The sequence below is a fragment of the Gammaproteobacteria bacterium genome (assembly GCA_040183005.1).
Classification (GTDB): domain Bacteria; phylum Pseudomonadota; class Gammaproteobacteria.
Genome location: JAMPIW010000007.1, coordinates 237,101 through 255,350, shown reverse-complemented (window position 1 = coordinate 255,350; position 18,250 = coordinate 237,101). Strand labels below are relative to the sequence as shown.

At 57.0% G+C, this 18,250-nt stretch carries 17 protein-coding genes; 14 read left to right on the top strand and 3 right to left on the bottom strand.

The features are described from left to right. The first annotated feature begins 14 nt into the window (after window positions 1-14). From M3A44_07115 to M3A44_07105, 3 genes are all read left to right on the top strand, one after another. Window positions 15-1,208, top strand: a complete 1,194-nt coding sequence (locus M3A44_07115; protein ID MEQ6341419.1) for a flagellar hook-length control protein FliK — start codon at window positions 15-17, stop codon at window positions 1,206-1,208. Then, entirely contained in the window at window positions 1,205-1,510 is a 306-nt protein-coding gene (locus M3A44_07110; GenBank protein ID MEQ6341418.1) for an EscU/YscU/HrcU family type III secretion system export apparatus switch protein, read from the top strand. The genes M3A44_07115 and M3A44_07110 overlap by 4 nt, the downstream gene beginning before the upstream one ends. A 165-nt stretch (window positions 1,511-1,675) precedes the next feature. Beyond that, the gene (locus tag M3A44_07105; GenBank protein ID MEQ6341417.1) at window positions 1,676-3,535 is read left to right on the top strand and encodes an EAL domain-containing protein; all 1,860 of its coding nucleotides are present in this window, start codon (window positions 1,676-1,678) and stop codon (window positions 3,533-3,535) included. A 23-nt stretch (window positions 3,536-3,558) separates the two neighbouring features. Here the strand turns inward: M3A44_07105 and M3A44_07100 are convergent, their stop codons facing one another. Beyond that, the gene (locus M3A44_07100; protein MEQ6341416.1) at window positions 3,559-4,296 is read right to left on the bottom strand and encodes a hypothetical protein; all 738 of its coding nucleotides are present in this window, start codon (window positions 4,294-4,296) and stop codon (window positions 3,559-3,561) included. A 46-nt stretch (window positions 4,297-4,342) separates the two neighbouring features. After that, window positions 4,343-5,266, bottom strand: a complete 924-nt coding sequence (locus tag M3A44_07095) for a hypothetical protein (GenBank protein ID MEQ6341415.1) — start codon at window positions 5,264-5,266, stop codon at window positions 4,343-4,345. Window positions 5,267-5,550: 284 nt separating this feature from the next. On the opposite strand from M3A44_07095, the gene M3A44_07090 reads away from it, so the two are divergent. From M3A44_07090 to M3A44_07065, 6 genes are all read left to right on the top strand, one after another. Then, entirely contained in the window at window positions 5,551-5,709 is a 159-nt protein-coding gene (locus tag M3A44_07090) for a hypothetical protein (protein ID MEQ6341414.1), read from the top strand. A 90-nt stretch (window positions 5,710-5,799) separates the two neighbouring features. Beyond that, on the top strand, window positions 5,800-6,798 hold the full coding sequence (locus M3A44_07085; GenBank protein ID MEQ6341413.1) for a hypothetical protein: 999 nt from the start codon (window positions 5,800-5,802) through the stop codon (window positions 6,796-6,798). Window positions 6,799-7,116: 318 nt separating this feature from the next. After that, window positions 7,117-9,591 carry an FG-GAP-like repeat-containing protein gene (locus M3A44_07080; protein ID MEQ6341412.1) on the top strand — a complete coding sequence of 825 codons (2,475 nt, stop codon included), beginning with the start codon at window positions 7,117-7,119 and terminating at the stop codon, window positions 9,589-9,591. 271 nt (window positions 9,592-9,862) lie between these two features. Continuing rightward, entirely contained in the window at window positions 9,863-10,552 is a 690-nt protein-coding gene (locus tag M3A44_07075; GenBank protein MEQ6341411.1) for a cytochrome c3 family protein, read from the top strand. After that, entirely contained in the window at window positions 10,533-11,408 is an 876-nt protein-coding gene (locus M3A44_07070) for a DUF3365 domain-containing protein (GenBank protein ID MEQ6341410.1), read from the top strand. The genes M3A44_07075 and M3A44_07070 overlap by 20 nt, the downstream gene beginning before the upstream one ends. After that, window positions 11,401-11,937 carry a hypothetical protein gene (locus tag M3A44_07065; GenBank protein MEQ6341409.1) on the top strand — a complete coding sequence of 179 codons (537 nt, stop codon included), beginning with the start codon at window positions 11,401-11,403 and terminating at the stop codon, window positions 11,935-11,937. The genes M3A44_07070 and M3A44_07065 overlap by 8 nt, the downstream gene beginning before the upstream one ends. Before the next feature lie 54 nt (window positions 11,938-11,991). Here M3A44_07065 and M3A44_07060 read toward each other — a convergent pair whose 3' ends face one another. Beyond that, window positions 11,992-13,383: an amino acid permease gene (locus tag M3A44_07060; GenBank protein ID MEQ6341408.1), complete on the bottom strand. Its 1,392-nt coding sequence runs from the start codon at window positions 13,381-13,383 to the stop codon at window positions 11,992-11,994. A gap of 244 nt (window positions 13,384-13,627) precedes the next feature. Between M3A44_07060 and ubiG the strand changes: the two genes are divergently transcribed. From ubiG to M3A44_07035, 5 genes are all read left to right on the top strand, one after another. Further along, complete coding sequence (gene ubiG, locus M3A44_07055; GenBank protein ID MEQ6341407.1) at window positions 13,628-14,341, top strand: bifunctional 2-polyprenyl-6-hydroxyphenol methylase/3-demethylubiquinol 3-O-methyltransferase UbiG; 714 nt, start codon at window positions 13,628-13,630, stop codon at window positions 14,339-14,341. Window positions 14,342-14,410: 69 nt separating this feature from the next. Beyond that, entirely contained in the window at window positions 14,411-15,016 is a 606-nt protein-coding gene (locus M3A44_07050; GenBank protein MEQ6341406.1) for an HAD-IA family hydrolase, read from the top strand. Window positions 15,017-15,205: 189 nt separating this feature from the next. Beyond that, window positions 15,206-16,495: a DNA recombination protein RmuC gene (locus M3A44_07045; protein ID MEQ6341405.1), complete on the top strand. Its 1,290-nt coding sequence runs from the start codon at window positions 15,206-15,208 to the stop codon at window positions 16,493-16,495. A gap of 97 nt (window positions 16,496-16,592) precedes the next feature. Further along, the gene (locus tag M3A44_07040) at window positions 16,593-17,054 is read left to right on the top strand and encodes a transcriptional repressor (GenBank protein MEQ6341404.1); all 462 of its coding nucleotides are present in this window, start codon (window positions 16,593-16,595) and stop codon (window positions 17,052-17,054) included. A gap of 85 nt (window positions 17,055-17,139) precedes the next feature. Continuing rightward, entirely contained in the window at window positions 17,140-17,874 is a 735-nt protein-coding gene (locus tag M3A44_07035; GenBank protein MEQ6341403.1) for a ZIP family metal transporter, read from the top strand. Window positions 17,875-18,250 lie beyond the last annotated feature (376 nt).

The window sequence follows — 18,250 nt, the reverse complement described above, 5'->3', positions numbered from 1 at the left end:
AACATGTTCGTAACATGCGAATAAACGCCCCGGAACAGGCGTCTCCAGCCATCACCCCAGGCAGCCCCAAGGCGTTGGACGCGTGGCGTGTGGGGCAGGTTCTCAATGCAACGGTCATTGAAACGGCAGCCCAGGGCGCCATAACGTTGCGCATCAATAATACCTTGATCCAGGCACAAAGCCAGTTACCCGTTTCCCCCGGCCAGCAGCTCAGTTTACAGGTTGCCAACGCCGGGAAACAAACCGTTTTGAAGGTGATCGAACCCACTGCGTCTACCGACCCAGTGACTCAGGCATTGCGTGTGGCCTTGCCGCGCCAAACAGCGTTGCCACCGCTACTGGCCAATCTCGCGTGGCTCTCTGCACCGTCCGAAAAGGCGCAAGCCTCCCCGTTATCCCCGGCGGTGACGCAGCTCGCCAGCCAGCTATTCAACAACCTTGCCAGCGCCGCCAGCACCGCCACGGCCCAAGGCTTCAAGGACGCCCTTTACAATTCGGGCCTGTTCCTGGAAAACAAGCTGGCACATGCGGCTCCTGGACAAGAACAACAAGGCTTGAAAAATGACTTTAAGGGGGGCCTGTTGCGGCTCCTGGAAGGACTGCATGCAGAGGGTGCCCGGAGCCAAAACTCACTGGGCCAGCCCTCCGCAACGCAGCCGCCACCCTTGCCGGGCTCCCCCTTGCAGGCCCAACCGGCAGTGTCCGCATCGCTTCCTGCACAATCTTCCTCTGGCGCGATTGCGGAATTGACGCATCAAACAGAAGGCACACTGGCGCGATTGCAACTCAACCAGTTGGCTTCGCTACCCACTGCCGAGCATCCCGCGCCACTCTGGACACTTGAATTGCCGCTACGCCACAATGGCCGCGCCGATCTGCTCCATATGCGCATTGAACAGGATCAAACCGCAAAAAAGCCGGGCGCACAGAACGCATCGTGGACGGTTTCACTGGGACTCGACCTTGATGGCCTGGGTCCCATGCACGCCCGCATCACACTGGCCGGTGAACGTATTTCCACCACGCTATGGGCAGAACGCGGCGAGACGGTGGCATTACTGGACAAGCATATCAATGAACTTCACAATGGCCTCACGCGCGCGGGACTCAAAACAGACACTATCCGCTGCCAACTGGGAGCGCCGCCTCGTGCAACAACTGAGTCGGCGCTCACCAATGAAATGGCCTTGGTGGACCTCACGGCATGACCGCCAAAAAACCTTCACCCTCAAAGAGTGCCGTTGCGCTACGCTATGACGGCACGGGCGCGCCCCGTGTCACCGCGCAGGGTGAGGGCTATATTGCCGAACAGATTCTGGCACTGGCGGATGAACATAACGTTCCGTTACACAAGGACGCCAACCTTGTACAGTTACTTTCCCAACTGGAACTGGGAGAGGAAATCCCAGCCTCGCTGTATGCTGCGGTTGCGGAAGTGCTTTCGTTCGTTTATCTGTTATCGGGCAAACTTCCCCCGCATATGACACGAGAGGAGCAAGAAAAAACATGAACCATGTACATGCAAGGGAAGCGCGGTGGTCCCTGGCGGCAAAAAATTTACTTTAGTTACAATTCGTCCTATGCTGTTAAACCAAGACTAAAGATAACTGTGTATTGTGCCGATCATCCATACTCCATAACAAACATAATCGGCAAGAACCAAAGAAATTGAAGAATGACGCCTTTTCGCGAAAAGCCTGAGACTTTTGTGGTTAACAACACCCCAACAAACAAACCGCCCTCCGGGCGAAGCCAGCAAACGCTACCGCAAACACTGCGCGACGCGAGCCAAATGCGTCTTCTCATCGTCAGCGACCAGTCTGACGATGTGGCCCTCATGAGATCCACGCTCGAACAAAACGGATTCACCAAGCTGATAGTGGCTGAAAACAGTGAAGCAACTTTCGAGCACCTGAGAAACAGCCTTGCAAGTGGCGTCAGCGACATTGATGCAATATTGATGGATATCAGTGTTCCCAGCATGAATGGCTATGAAATATGCCGCATGCTGCACGCCCACAACGACTGGCATGCGATTCCCGTCATCATAATCGCCCTCAATCCTTCCCTCCACGATGAATCCGGTCAAATGCCTTTTGACACAGGCGCAACGGATATCCTCTTCAAACCCATTCGCGGCATGGAGCTGATACCGCGTGTTATCGCGGCGCTGTCCCTCAAAGAGGAGCGCGATTTGCGTAAATCCCGCGAACATGAACTGGAAACCGAACTCGCCGAACGCAAAGTGATGGAAGCGCGGCTGCAATATCTGGTAGGCCATGATGACCTGACAGGATTAAGCAACCGCCGTCGGCTGGAACAGGAGCTGGAGCTGGCCGTACTGAATGCTCATTACAACAACACCACCAGCGCCCTGCTCTACCTTGATCTCGATCAATTCAAAGTAGTCAACGATACCGAAGGCCATACCGCAGGCGACCGCCTGCTGGTCAACGTCGCCAACAAACTCAGGCGCCAGGTAGGCGCGACCGGCACACTGGCACGCATCAGCTCTGATGAATATGCCGTGCTGATCGAAAACATCACCCTGGATGACGCCGTGCGGACTGCCGAGTCACTGCGCTGCCTGATGGATGAATTCTATTTCAAGACAGACAGCCGGACTTACCACATCGGCGTCAGCATCGGCATAGCTTTAATCCATCCCGACGAAAACATAACGGCGGGTGATGCGCTGACCCGCGCCGATCAGGCATGCTACGTCGCCAAGACGCGCGGCCGCAACATGGTTCATGTGTTTAACCATGAAGACACGGAAATGCTGCCCTTGCGCCACGCCGCGCAATGGGTACCGCGGATCAGGGATGCACTGCTTAACAACAAATTTTGCCTGGTCTTCCAGCCCGTGATCAGCCTGCCTAGCCATGAGACCACTCATTACGAAGCATTGATACGCATGATCGGGAATAATCAGGAACTGATCAGCCCGGACAATTTCATCCCGGTGGCGGAACGCATGGGACTGATTCACGATATCGACCTGTGGGTAGTGGAGCACGCCATTGATGTTTTGCGCACCTTACCCGCGCATTTGTCGCTTAACATCAACCTGTCCAGTCACGCCTTCCAGGATCCCGCCTTGCCGCCCCTGATCAGGGAAAAGCTCGCCACAACCGGGGTAGACGGCAAACGCATCACCTTCGAGATTACCGAAACCGCCGCCATCGCCAATTTTTCGCAGACACGCAACATGATCACCCAGTTGCGCACGCTGGGTTGCCGGTTCGCACTTGACGACTTCGGCGCGGGATTCAATTCATTCAGCTATCTCAAGCAGTTTCCCGTCGACTATCTGAAAATAGACGGCGCATTCATCACCAACCTTGTCAACGACCCTATAGACCAGACACTGGTCAAATCCATGACCGAAGTTGCCCGCACCCTCGGAAAACGTACCGTCGCAGAGTTTGTGGAAAACAACGAAACCTTGATACTGCTCAAGGAGTATGGGGTTGATTATGCGCAAGGATACTATGTGGGCAAGCCGCAACCGCTCAAGATGATCGGTTATTAGGGCTGTTGCCGATTTGCAGGTTATTATCCTGCCCGCAAGCCATCACGCAGCAACCGGGTTTCCCGCGAGGGCGGAACACCGAGGGAGGTAGTTAGCGCCCGTTCGCAACGCTGATAGATCATCAGCGCGTCAGCATGGCGATCAAGATGACGGTACGCCGTCATGAGACGGCGATACAGATCCTCCGCCAGAGGGTCGATTTCCAGCGCGCGGTCGTAGAGACATACGGCATCGCGCCAGCGCTGTGCGTGCTCATAGTGATCGCCGACGTGCAGTATGTGCTGCAGAAAGCGGCTGCGCAGGCGTTCACGCAGGGGGACTACCCAAGGCATGTCGATATCCCCAAGGAAAGGCGCGCGGTACAAGGCAAAAACTTTATTTGTTAATTCCTCAATACGCACACCATCTCCCGCCTGTACCGCCTCATCGAATTTCCCCAGCGCACGATTGAACGCCCAGGCATCCACCCACACATGATGCGAGCTTAGCGTGAGGCGTCCGTCTCGCAACACCAGCGCGCGTCCCTCGCCTAGCAGCTTGCGCAAACGGTGCAATGTGCTATCGAACGCGCCCTGCCCCGCGTCACCGTGCGCATCTCCCCACAACGCGTCAATGAGCACCTGCACGCCCACCTCGCGTCCGCCGTGGGCGATCAGCGCCTTGAGCAGTTCCAGGGGACGTTTTTGCGTCTTGCCGGTGAACGAGAGCGGCTGGCCGTCTTGCAGCAGCATCGTGAAGCGGTCCAGGGTGTAAATTTTCACGGCCCAGGGCCAGTGCTCCACCTCGATGTCATGCCGCAGCGCGGTGCTAAACAGTTTGACGAGCGTGGGGCGGGTCCAGAACGGGAAAACACCCCTCCGCGCGCCGGCTCATGACCAAGGCACGGCGCAGATGTTCCAGTCCTTGCGCCGTGTGCCCGAGCTCGAATGGGAAGTGCGCGTCGCAATCCGATCGGCCAGGCACATATATTCGAACGCCGCCCGCGAACAGGATTTGTGCCATACAGACGTGAGCAAAGATTTGGGACAAGTTGGCGCAATTGGCAATGGCGATCTCCAAACTCCGGCGGCTGTGTTCTTGCGCCGTGCCCAGATCGACTTGATACAGGGCCACCATCGCCGCGCAATGATGGTAGACAGCAACATCAGAAAGGCGGCTGTCACCGGCTGTCGTACGATCCATTTCACGTAAAAACCCTTGGGCGGCCGGAAAATCATTTGTCATCAGCGCGCCATACACCGCGGTATGAAACACTGCATTATCGACATGATGGACCGCGCGCTCACTGGAGAGGGTCCGCGCTGCCATGATGGCCGCCATCCATTCCTCGCGGGCGCCGCGTTGATACGCCACGATGCCCAGCACGTTGTACCCGAGAACACGCTGGATGGGCGCGGCGTCGGGTGATGCCACGAGCGGACGCAGCATGTCGGCAAGTATATCGGCTTCTCCGGTTCTCGCCGCACATACAGCGTAGATGGATAAGTGGACACACAATAAAATCCGCTGCGAAAGCGGTTGGCTGCAGCTATAGATGATCCGCGCGGCGCAGTCCCGCCAATAGTCCAGATCAATATGCTCCGCCCACCACATCAGTGCTCCGAACACCGCACAGATCACGATGGTCTCAACCTGCACTGAGGGCATGACGGAATGACGGCGTTGCAACGTATTGAGTGTGACAAACCAATCATCCAGCGGTGTGAAGTCCCGGGCTTCGCTCTCGCTCAACCCAAGCTACTTGCTTACGCGTCGCTTCCATGGCTAACGCCTAGGAAGTGATGGTCGGATCGAAAGGCCTCTATATATCCGGCGTCATCGGCTCTTTTTTAAAATCCGTAAGCGATCTGTAAGCTGTCCCGAGCTAGCCTGTCCCTGCACGGCTTTCAAGGCTATGCAAAAAAGTGGCACGGCATGTAGGTGGATGCGATCGGCACATGATGAGTCACAGGAGGGTATCCTTTTTTTGCTGTTTTGACCGTAGCTCAAACGTAAACAAGAAGGAGGTTAACACCATGAACAAAGCCTATATGATTCCCTTTATCCTGACCCTGCTCATAGGAACGTTCTCAACGGCCTATGCCGAATGTATCAAAGATGGCAAGGCATATCCTACAGGCACAGCAATCGGTCCTTTCGTCTGCACCGCAGATGGTACATGGAAGAAAGTATAAACAGGGAAAACTTCAGCCTGCTTCAAAAGCAATAATACTGCGCAAGGATGATTTTACCAGCGTGCAGGATCACTATGGAGGAGAGCAACCATGGAACCCAAACAGCCGTCAAGTTCGGCTCACCCAGCGGACGGCAGCCCGGAAAAAAGCGGCTGGAAACGGAAATTAACAGAAATAATTGACGTAGTGGTCAAGCTCGTCCCTGCCGCCGCCGTTGTGGCCACAGCCCTGATCGCGAATAATTTTCAATCTGCAATGAGCACGACCAACTTGCTTAGCCAGCGAGAACAGGCCGATAGCACTCTGCGAGCCAACATGTTTCAGGGCCTTATTGATCCTATTTTGGGGTTCCAAAAAAATCACGATATCCCCCTAGATCGGGAGCAACTCATGGTAGAACTTCTCGCGCTCAATTTTCATGAGAACTTTGAGTTGAAACCGATTATGTTGCATGTTGAAAACCGTCTGGTGCAGGAGAAAATAAAAAAGATAAATTATACGGGGGAAACACCACAGGAATCGCTGAGGTCGATTGCACGCAGGGTTCTACAGAGACAACTTGCGGCGATCACCAAAGTGGAGGGTGACTCGTCACCGGGGCAGAAATCCTGCATCTATCGAATAGACTTGAAGGAAGCATCGAAAGAAGGAGGTACAGAAAAAGGTGCATCTTCTCAGCCTTGCTCCCTGTTAGTCAAAAAATTTAAGGAGCCCCTAGAGATAAAGTCCCCTAACGGAGCTTACACCCTATATTTACAGATTCAGCCCCCCAAAAGTAAAAGCTGGGAAGACGAGAGCTTTCCAGTTCAAATGCAAATCCAGAACAATAAGTCTACGACTACGACTACGACTACGAAGGCTACTGCAGACAATGACTTTCTGCTGACATGGTTTGATTTTCCATTTACCGATAATACACTTCTTGCCGATGGCACCCGCTTTTCTCTTGTTATCAATGAGGTTGATGCGAAAAATAAAAACGCTAGCTTTAAACTCGTGTGGTTTCCGCAAGATTATTTTTCCGCACGAGAACGCCCCACAAATCATCGTCAGTTTCGTGAAAAACTGGGCATGGCATTAAAGCAATAAAACTCCGATGACGGAAAAAGGGGTGAAAATGGGACGCCAACGATAGCCGTAGTAGCATTATGAAAGCCATGGTGCCCTGCGCAGTGGGGTGTCGTGGCGGACGCAGGCCGGACCGGGTGCTGAAGGTATAGGGTGTCGCCACAATTTGTACCTGTTCAACAGAGCCTAGGTTAAGCGAGAGCGAAACCCAGGATTCACAGCACGTGCGAAACGGCAGCGGGTTTCGCAAAAAACACTCGACCCAGCCTACTCGCTGCGGGGAGAACGTAGCGAGGGGGCCAAACCCGAAGAGATTAAAAGGGAAAAAGGACAACTACCATGAAATCGAAATTGTTTTGTGCATTAGCATTGGTCATGGCAACGATGCTGCTGACCGCATGCGGAGATGGAGATGGAGGTGGAGGTGGCTCGGGCACTTTCCATGATGTCACCGCAACCTGGATGCCGCGCGAGGCCTGGACCACGCAGGATCCGGCGGTGGGGGATGTGGACGGTGATGGCGATTTGGATGTGGTGCTGCCCGGTTTCTTCGGTACCCAAGACCGTTTACTGCGTAACACCGGCAGGCGCCTGGTGGACGATACCACCGCCTCCCTGCCCACCGACATAGGCAATGATGTTCACGCGGAGTTGGGTGATGTGGATGGCGATGGCGATCTGGATCTCTATATCGCCGCCGAAGGCCCGGACCGCCTGCTCATCAATGATGGCGCAGGCCACTTCAATGACCAGAGCGCTGCGCGGCTGCCGCCGGACAATGACAATAGCGAGGACGCCGATTTCGGCGACGTCGACGCCGATGGCGATCTTGACGTTGTGATCGCCAACCTGGGTGCGGGTGAACCCAACCGCCTCCTGATCAATAACAGGGGCCGATTTACGGACGAGAGCGCCACCCGCCTGCCGCGACAGGCGGAGCCTTCGTATACCGCCAAGCTCGCCGATGTGGACGGCGATAGAGATCTCGATATGGTTGTCGGCAACTACGGTACGCCGAGCCGCGTGATGCTGAATGACGGCCGGGGCCGCTATAACGAGCTGGCCGACGCCATACCCGGCCCGGTGGGTTACGTCACTGCCTTGACGCCGGGTGATGTCGACGGCGACGGCGATCTCGACCTCTACGAGGCCCGCTTCATCGGGGCCGATCGCCTGCTGCTGAACGATGGCAGGGGTCGTTACAGTGATGTGTCCACGCGTATTCCGCAGAACACGAACGCCAGCTACGACGCCCAATTCGCCGATCTGGACGGCGACGGCGACCTGGATGTGGCCGTGGCGCGTAGCGGCGCGCCCAATGCTGTGCTCATCAACGATGGCAGTGGACAGTACACGCCGCGCGCGGGCTTTCCCAGCGATGACGACCGTTCTTACGCCGTAGGGGTCGGCGATTTCAACAGGGACGGTGCGCTGGATCTGATATTCACCTCATGGGCTGGTGATCAGACCCTGCTGTATCTCAACGGCACGACCGACACTGCAACCTTCCGCGTGTTGCGCATCAGTCAGGTACAGGGCCCCACCACCGGCGGCACGCCCGTCAACGTGCGCGGCTACGGCCTGACCGCGAACCCCATCGTTACGGTAGGCGGACAACCCCTGCAAGACGTCACGCTGGTCGATGCGACCTGGATACGCGGTGTGCTGCCGCCCGGCCCCGCCGGCCCGGTGGATGTCACGGTGACACTGAGTTCCGGCGCCACCGCCACCTTGCCTGGCGCGTTCACTTATGTACTCCCACCCGTGGGTGCGTTATACGAGGATGTCACGGCCACACATCTGCCTGCGGACTTTGGTCCCTATACCGATATGCTGCTGGTAGACGTGAACCTGGACGGAAACCTGGACATGGTGCTGGCGCGCCAGGCGGGTGGGGATCGTTTGTTGCTGGGGACGGGTGACGGCCACTTCAATGATGCGAGCGGGAGCCTGCCATTCAGCGCCGAAGAAAGCAATGCAGTCGGCGCCATCGATATCGACCGGGACGGCGATCTTGATCTGGTGTTCGCCCGCACACAAGGTGTGCGTCTGCTCATCAACGACGGCAGCGGCGTATACACGCCGCAGGCCTGGGCCGGCGATACCCTCGATGAAGCACAGGGCATCGCTTTCGGCGACTTCAACTCCGACACCATCCCCGACGTACTCGTCGGACGCGACAGCCGGCCCGACACCGTGCTGCTCAGCGGCGTGGGCACTTACACCTCCCAGGCTTTACCGATTACGCCAGGCTCTACGCTCGATGTCCGCGTCGCCGATGTGAATAGCGACAACAAGCTGGATCTCTTGCTGGTACGCATCGGCATGCACGACGGGTTGTTGCTGGGTGACGGCGCAGGCGGATTCCAGGACGCCTCCTCCCGCTTGCCGGACGACCCCGCCTTCGTCTCATTCTCGGCAGACATGGGTGACATTGATGGCGACGGCGATCCCGACATCCTCGTCGCCGTGGGCGGCGCCACCGGCCTGAACCGCCTATGGCGCAATGACGGCGGACAGTTCGTCGATGTTACCGCCAGCCAGTGGCCAACCTTGCTATATGGCACAGCCGAAGTAACGTTTGTGGACTTGGACAGGGATGGCGACCTAGACGTACTGGAGGTCAATTTCTTCGGACCCGACCGGCTTTATCGTAATGACGGCGCCGGCAACTTCCAACCGTGGGCGTCCTTACCTGAGTCGTCGGACTTGCGCGGGGTGGCGAGCGCTGTCGGCGACGTGGATCACGACGGCGATCCGGACATCGCCTTGGCCGTGTTCTTCGACCGACCACGGCTGTTTCTCGCACGATGACGTCATCATCGGGGGAAACAGCGATTTTATGACGATTCTGTAACCTATCTGTACGTTCGTGGCTGCTATTTTAATATTGAACAAAATAAGGAACCCGGCATGATCATTCCAGGCTCATACGAAACGACTCCGGGTTTCGCAAAAAACACTCCACCCAGGCTAATCGCTGTGGGCGGAGCCAAATCAGGGCGGTACGGGAGCTGGTTGATTTTGGACGCTGCACGAGGGATCGACGGATGTTCACGCAAGCAATTAGTGAGGCGTCGCCGACATGATGCGCATTCTGTGGCAGCACCGCCATCGCCTCGCCTACGCTTGCGGCACACTGATCGGGGTGCTCGCGTTCATTGTGTTACTGCTCCCCGCCAACGCCGCCTGGCACTCTTCCGGCCGGATGACAAACGGCCATGAAGACATCAAGTGCGAGGCTTGCCATATCGTCACCGCCGGCAGCTTGCGCCAGAATTTGCAGGCCAACGTACAATACCTCCTGGGGAAGCGCGCTGAGCTGGTGTCCCTCGGCCACGACCCCATTAATAACGATGCCTGCTTGCGCTGCCACCGCCCTCCTCAGGACGAGCATGCGGTGTTTCGTTTCTTCGAGCCGCGTTACACCAAGGCCCGCCAAGAGATCCGGCCGCAATTCTGTGTTTCATGTCACCATGAACACACCGGCACGCGTGTGGCGACGACCATCGACTACTGTTCCTACTGTCACCAGAATCTGAAGATCCGCAAAGATCCGATCTCCATCAACCACGAGACTCTTATCAAGGAACGGCGCTGGCGAACGTGCCTGGGTTGCCACGACTATCATAGCAATCACCGGTACAAACTGAAGACGGAAGTGAGTGAGACTTGGAGTGCAGAGACCCTGCAACGCTACTTCGATGGTGGTCCATCCCCCTACGGAAATAACAAACTCAACAAGGCAAAACGCGATGTTGACTCGAACACATAAGCGTTTCGTACTCACGGCGCTCGCGTTGACCACGTTGAGCGTCTACCTGTTCGTCACGGCCCCACAACCGCTGACGGATAAGCGCCAGGAGACCGCCTCCATTCCGGTGGAGGCCGCCTTGGCCATCCTGAACGCCGAGAATGCAGCGGTGCGCCAGTTGTACACCAAGGAGATCGTCGGGGCCGGCAAACAGGCCGGACTGAAATTCGATGAACACTGGCGCGACAAGGATGTGATCGCCGGCCCCTTGCCCGCGCAATTCTTGCGCGAGACAGCCGCCGGCATTGAGAAACACCGTATCCGCCTCGGCCTGTACCTCGGCTCGGATTTCGCCATCAACAAGGCCAATCAATTCACCGGCAAGCAGCTGGAGATGTTCCGTCGCATGCGCGAAGACCGCACGCCACGTTTTTTCTACGTCGATGACGCGCAAGTATACGCCTACATGTTCCCGGACATCGCCATCGCTGAGCCATGCGTGAAATGCCACAACGACCACAAAGACACACCCAAGACCGATTGGAAACTCGATGACGTGATGGGTGCGACCACCTGGGTGTTCGATCGCAAGACCATCACCCTGGAGCAATTGGTGGGGATGATCAACATTCTGCGTGCGAGCGTGCGCGAGTCCTACGAATTGGTACTGAAAAAGCAGAGTCAGCTCCCCAATCCGCCGCATATCGGCGCACAATGGCCACGCGAGGGCCTTTTCCTGCCCTCCGCCGACGAGTTCATGGCAGAGGTGGAGCGCCGCGCCACTCACGACACCTTCGCCGCCATGGCGCGTTTTGTCAAGTCAGCCTTTCCCGATGCGACGCGCCAACCAGAGCCGGAGAAGGAACGTCATGTCTAGCAATGCCACCGAGTTAGTAGCGCCCGCCTCATTATCCCCCATCTCGATGCTCAGCTACCGGCGTCCCTATTTTGTCATCGGGTGCACGCTGCTCGCCTTCTTCTTATTGCAGTATGCGTTCGACGTACACTGGCCGATGCTCGAGCGCTTGCAAGCCGACGCAGTATACAAACAGATCTCTGGCTATGGGCTGATTGCGTACATGTTGTTTCAGTGGTATCTCGCCCGTCGACGCGCCGCAGGCGCCCAGGTCGAGGGCGTGCCTCGACAACTCATGCTGCATAAATACAGCGGTGCTGTCGCGCCGCTATTGTTTTTCTTGCACTCAACCACACTCGGCTACGCCTATCAAAGCGCTCTGGCGATCGCCTTCCTGAGCTGTTGTGCACTGGGTCTTTTCAACATCGAAATCACCCGCATCAAACGCCGCCCTCAGCAACTGACCTGGATACTGATGCACGTCCTGTGCGCGACCGTGACGCTGATCCTGTCCGCCTACCATATCTATATCGTGTACTACTACTCCTGACCAAGGTGAACATGACGGCCCCGGTCGGTCCCAGGAGCTGAGCCTCGATCGAATTTACAGGGGCGCCCTTGCAGCTAAAAGGCTCCGTTTACGCGAATAGGCAAAATAAATCGCCACGCCGATCGCCGTCCAGATCACAAAACGCCACAGCGTTACCGCACCCAGGCTGGCGATGAGGTAGCTGCAAAAAAGGATCGCCAAAATAGGCGTCCAGGGCATGAAAGGGGTTTTGAAGGGGCGGTTCAGATTGGGGTGGGTGCGGCGCAGCACCAGCACGCCCACCGACACCACGGCGAAAGCGGAAAGCGTGCCGATATTGGCCAGTTCGGCCACCTGACCTATTGGCATAAAGCCCGCCACCAGTGCGGCCACCGCACCCGTCACCATAATCACCGGCACCGGGGTGCGGAATCTGGCATGAACCTGACTGAATACCGAGGGCAGCAACCCGTCGCGTGACATGGCGAAGAAGATGCGGCTCTGCCCATAAAGAAGCACCAGTAACACGGAGGTGAGTCCGGCGATGGCGCCTACCGAAATAAGGTTCGATGCGAGGCGTTCGCCCACTTGCGCCAAGGCAAAGGCGACGGGATCTTTGACGTTGAGCAGGGTGTACGGCACTATGCCCGTCAGCAACGCCGCCACGATGATGTAGATAATCGTGCAAATCACCAGCGAGCCGATGATGCCGCGCGGCAAATCGCGCTGGGGATTGCGCGCCTCTTCACCTGCGGTGGATACCGCATCAAAACCAATATATGCGAAAAAGATCAGCGCCGCTCCGCCCATCACCCCTTCCCAGCCAAACGGCATAAAAGGTTTCCAGTTGGCAGGTTCCACATGTCCGGCAGCCACGACGATAAACAGCGCAATGACGGCCAGCTTCACCATCACAATCAGATTATTGAAGCGACTGCTCTGCTTGACGCCTACCGTCAGAATAACGCTTACAAGCACGATGATCAGCAAAGCGGGGAGATTGACCAAACCGCCCTCATGGGGGGCTTTCATGAGGGTTTCAGGCAATCCCAGCCCCAGCCCCTCCAGCGCTCTGTTGAAATACCCTGACCAGCCTATGGCCACTGCGGCGCTCGACACGCCATATTCCAGCACCAGGTTCCAACCCACAATCCATGCAACAAATTCACCCAGTGCGACATAAGAATAGGTATACGCGCTCCCTGATATGGGCACGGCGGAGGCCAGCTCCGCATATACCAGCGCAGCGAAGATACATGCCAGCCCGGAGACCACGAAAGACAGCATGAGAGCGGGACCGGCCTGGGTAGCGGCTGCCACTCCCGTCAACACAAATATTCCCGCCCCGATGACGGCACCGATCCCCAGCAGCGTTAAATCCATACTGCTCAAAACACGGTGCAGGCCCGCATTATTGTTTGCGGCTTCAAGCGCCTTTTCAATGGATTTTGTGCGCCACAGACTCATATTTCTTCCTTATTCAAACAACTCTGAAAATTATTCTTGAAATCACAGCAGGGCACCTCTATAACTTCGATCAAGTTGTAATGGCAAGGCGAAAACAGGCGAAAAAGCGGAGTTTACACCTAGTAAATGAGCATTTTGAGCCTGTTTTCAACGCCGCCAGCACGGCTTCAGCGAATTTATAGGGGGGCCCGTCACAAGGCGTGCCACATTACTTGCAAGTATCATACATGCTATCCTAAACGACATGATCCAGACTACACAAAACATCGATCCACGCGAGATTGCCAAATTCGAGGAACCGGCTTCACGCTGGTGGGATCCGCGCAGCGAATTCAAGCCGTTGCATGACATCAACCCGCTACGCCTGGACTACATCGATAGACGGGCGCATCTGGCAGGCAAGCGCGTCGTTGATGTCGGGTGTGGCGGAGGCATATTATCCGAGAGCATGGCATTACGAGGCGCATCCGTGGTGGGCATTGATGCTGGCGCCGCGCCACTCTCTGTCGCCCGGCTGCACCTCCTGGAGTCCGGCGCCGAGGTGGATTACCGGCAAATGACCGCTGAGCAACTGGCGCAGGAGCAACCAGCGAGCTTCGATGTCGTAACCTGCATGGAAATGTTGGAGCACGTGCCGGACCCGGCCTCTGTGGTTTCTGCCTGCGCCCGGCTGGTCAAGCCCGGCGGCCATGTGTTTTTCTCCACCCTCAACCGCACCCCCAAGGCCTATTTGTTCGCCATCATTGGCGCGGAATATCTGCTGAAACTGCTGCCCACAGGTACGCACGATTACAGTAAATTCATCCGTCCTTCGGAACTGGCTGAATGGATGCGACCCGCCGGCTTGCACCTGCGTGAGTTGACCGGCATGACCTACAACCCGCTCAACCGGCATTACGCCCTGGAAACCGACATCGACGTGAACTATCTTGCCTGGTGCGTAAAGGATGAGGAATAGGACGTGAGCAGTACCATACGTACCGTGCTGTTCGATCTGGACGGCACCCTGGCCGACACCGCGCCTGACATGGCCTTTGCATTAAACAAGGTGCGCGAGGAACAGGGCATGCCCGCCCTGCCTTTCTCCGCCATCCGGCCCGTGGTGTCGCACGGTGCCGCCGCCATGGTCAAACTCGGTCTTGAGATTACTCCGGAAGACTCACGTTTTGCACCACTACGTCAGCGGTTCTTGGACATCTACCGCGAACATCTGACCCTGGGGACCCGCCTGTTTCCCGGCATGGATGAGGTGTTGCGCACCATAGAGGAGCGCGGCATGAACTGGGGCGTGGTGACAAACAAACCGGCTTGGCTGACAAACCCCCTCATGGAACAACTGGGATTAACGCAGCGCGCAGCCTGCATCGTAAGCGGCGACACTACCGCCGAACGCAAGCCCCACCCCGCCCCGATGCTGCATGCCTGTCACCAGGCAGGTAGCCATGCCTGGCAATGTCTTTATGTCGGCGATGCCCAGCGCGACATCGAGGCGGGCAGACGCGCCGGCATGAAAACTCTTGCCGCGCTGTTCGGTTACATTGGAGCAGCCGATGAGCCACGGATGTGGGATGCCGATGCCATGATTCAGCATCCATTGGAAATACTCGACTGGATCATCGCTACGCCAGCCTAAACTCTTTGGGGGAAATGCCGATCTATACGGAATAGCACCTTGGCCGTCGGTTAACGACATTACTCCCTATGCCCTCCATTGCCCCCTCATTGCCACCTTTACGGTGATCACGGGGATTTACGGTGGGCACGGGGGGGGGAAACCCAATCCTCTCTGCCACCATTGAGGATCAACAACTAGCTCACGACCATGACCGAACCCCTATCCCTTATTGCACTAATAATTGTCGCCGCGCTTGCCGCCACGCTGGGCTGGTTTATCGGCCAGCACCGTTCACAACGGCAACTCATAGATAACATCAAAAAGAATGTCGAACTCAGCACCACGCTGGAGATGGAGCGGCAGTCGACGCAGGAAAAGATCGCGACTATCGAAAAGGCGCGGGAACAGCTTGTGCAAACTTTCTCTGTCGCCTCCAGCCAGGCATTAAAAAGCAACTCAGAGGAATTTCTGAAGCTGGCCAAGGAAAATCTCCAGCAATTCCATATCCTGGCGCAAAACGATTTAGAGCAGAAGGAAAAATCCATCGAAAACATGCTCAAGCCGATCAAGGACACCCTGCTAAAAACCGAACAACAGGTCCGCCAGATCGAAAATGAGCGCAAAGAGGCCTATGGCTCCATCACCAAACATCTCGAAGTCATGGCCCAAACCCAACACATACTTCACACCGAAACGCGCAATCTGGTGCAAGCATTGCGCCGTCCCGAGGTGCGTGGGCAATGGGGTGAGATGACACTAAAGCGCCTCGTTGAGCTCGCCGGCATGGTCGAGCATTGCGATTTTTATGAACAGGAGCACACCCCCACCCCGGATGGAGCAATGCGCCCCGACATGATCGTGCGCATGCCCGGCGGGCGCGAGATCATCGTGGATGTAAAAACACCGCTAGACGCCTATCTCAGCGCCATGGAGGCTCCAGACGACACTGTGCGCGGCTGGCATCTGGAACGTCACGCGCGCAAGGTGCGCGATCGTGTGCGAGAACTGGCTGCACGCAGTTATTGGAGCCAGTTTAAAAACAGCCCCGATTTTGTAGTGATGTTCATACCCGGCGACCAATTCCTGAGTGCGGCGCTCGATGTCGATCGTGATCTGCTTGAGGACGCACTACGCCAGAAAGTCATCCTCGCCACCCCCACCAGCTTCGTCGCCCTGCTGCGCGCTGTCGGCTACGGCTGGCAACAGCAGGTACTGGCCAAAAACGCCGAACAGGTGCGCGATCTCGGCGTGGACCTCTATAAACGGCTATGCGTCTTTACCGGACACCTGTCCCGTCTCGGTAAAAACCTCAGCCATAGCCTGGATCACTACAACAAGGCCGTCGGCTCCTTCGAGCGCCAGGTCATCCCCGGCGCCCGCAAATTCACCGAAATGGGCATCAACCCCCCAAAACCACTGGATACACTGGAGCAGATCGAGATTGGGGTAAGAGGCGTTGATGATGAACATGAAGAGCGGACAACGCCACTCCAGTAGGAACCCCGGGATTTATCCCGCCACGGTCGCAACGGCCTGAATTTCCCCAACCCAATCATTGACCTACTCACAAAATGCAACTCTGTTGCATTTATCCTTGTCGTCGCCTATAATTTCCTCTATGTATACTCATGACTCACTCCACGACAACGCCGTTCGCCTGATCCAGGCGCGCGGTGCCGGCGCCACTGCGGCCCGCGTACAGGTGTTACGGCTGCTGCTCGCGGTAGACGCCACAGTGTCGCACCAGCAATTGAGCCAGACCGCCTCTGACGAAAGCCACCCGCTCGACAAGGTCACGCTCTACCGCGTGCTCGACTGGCTGGTCGCGCGAGGCTTAGCGCACAGCGTGACCGGGCAGGATCGTGTACGCCGCTTTGGTGCGGCGCATGTCCACCACGGCCACGCGCATTTCGAATGCGATGCCTGCGGGCAGCTTTTTTGCCTGCCCGACCGAGCAACCCTGCCGATGCCCGATGCGCCGGATGGTTTCGAGGCGCACCACGTCGATGTCACCGTGCATGGCAACTGCGCGGACTGCACACAGGCTTCCCGCTGACCCACCAACCCGGAGCCACCCGCGTCATGTCCACACTTCATCTTTCTTTTCGCATCGAAATGCAACTTGGTTGCAGGAAGGCATCGTGACGCTCGCCTATATTTTTCTTGCCACCCTGGCGGGTGGTGTGCTGAGTGTCGCTGCAGCCGCCTTGTTATCATTGACAGTGCTGGCACGCTGGGCGCCGCGTCTGGTGAGTTTCTCGGTGGGAGTGCTGCTCGCGGCCGCCTTCCTGAGCATCCTACCCGAAGCCGCGCAGCAACTGCCTTTTCATGAGGTGGGAGCGACGGTACTGGCGGGCATCTTCCTGTTCTTCGCCCTCGAAAAAACCGCCCTGTGGCGGCACGACCACTCGCACCAAGGCACAACGGACGCACCCCATCCTGGCACCGGCCTCATGATCGTGCTGGGCGACGGGCTGCACAACTTCGTGGATGGCGCCTTAATCGCCGCTGCTTTTCTCCAGGATCCCGCCTTGGGAGTCGCCACCGCCACGGCGGTGATCGCCCACGAAATCCCGCAGGAGGTAGGCGACTTTATGGTGCTACTCGCCTCTGGCTATAGCCGCCAACGTGTATTGCTGCTCAATGCCGTGTCAAGTTCGATGGCGGTGGTGGGTGGCTTGCTGGGCTATTTCGTCCTGCAAAACGTGCAGGGAGCGATTCCCTATCTGCTCGCGCTGGCAGCAGCGAGCTTCATTTACATCGCTGTGGCCGACCTGGTGCCGACACTGCAAAAACACCGCAAACCTTGGGACTTCGCCGTGCAGTTCACCCTGATCGGTGGTGGCGTGGGCCTAGTGGCATGGGGACACAGATAATGAAAACTGTGGAACTGACCGGTGGAACCCTCCCGTCATGTGGGCTACCGTTCGTGTTTTATCCATACGCTGGAATGGAAGCCGGGCGAAACGAACTTTTCTCGATAGTGTCGCCATTTTTTGCAAAACCTTTTGGGACATCCAAGTCCCCAAAAGGAGCAAAAAATTGGCGACAAGTATGCCTTCGGCGGCCTGTGTTCGTCCTGCGTACGCTACGACACCCCACTGCGCGGGGCGCCATAGCTTCCACAATGACTTGACGCCGTGTCGTTGCTCTCCCATTTTCTCTACGCCCGTGCTTCCGCACAGACTCCGACAAAACAGGAGAGCCTACGGCTACACAGGGGTCGTCGCACACGCTTCGCTTCCCTGTGCT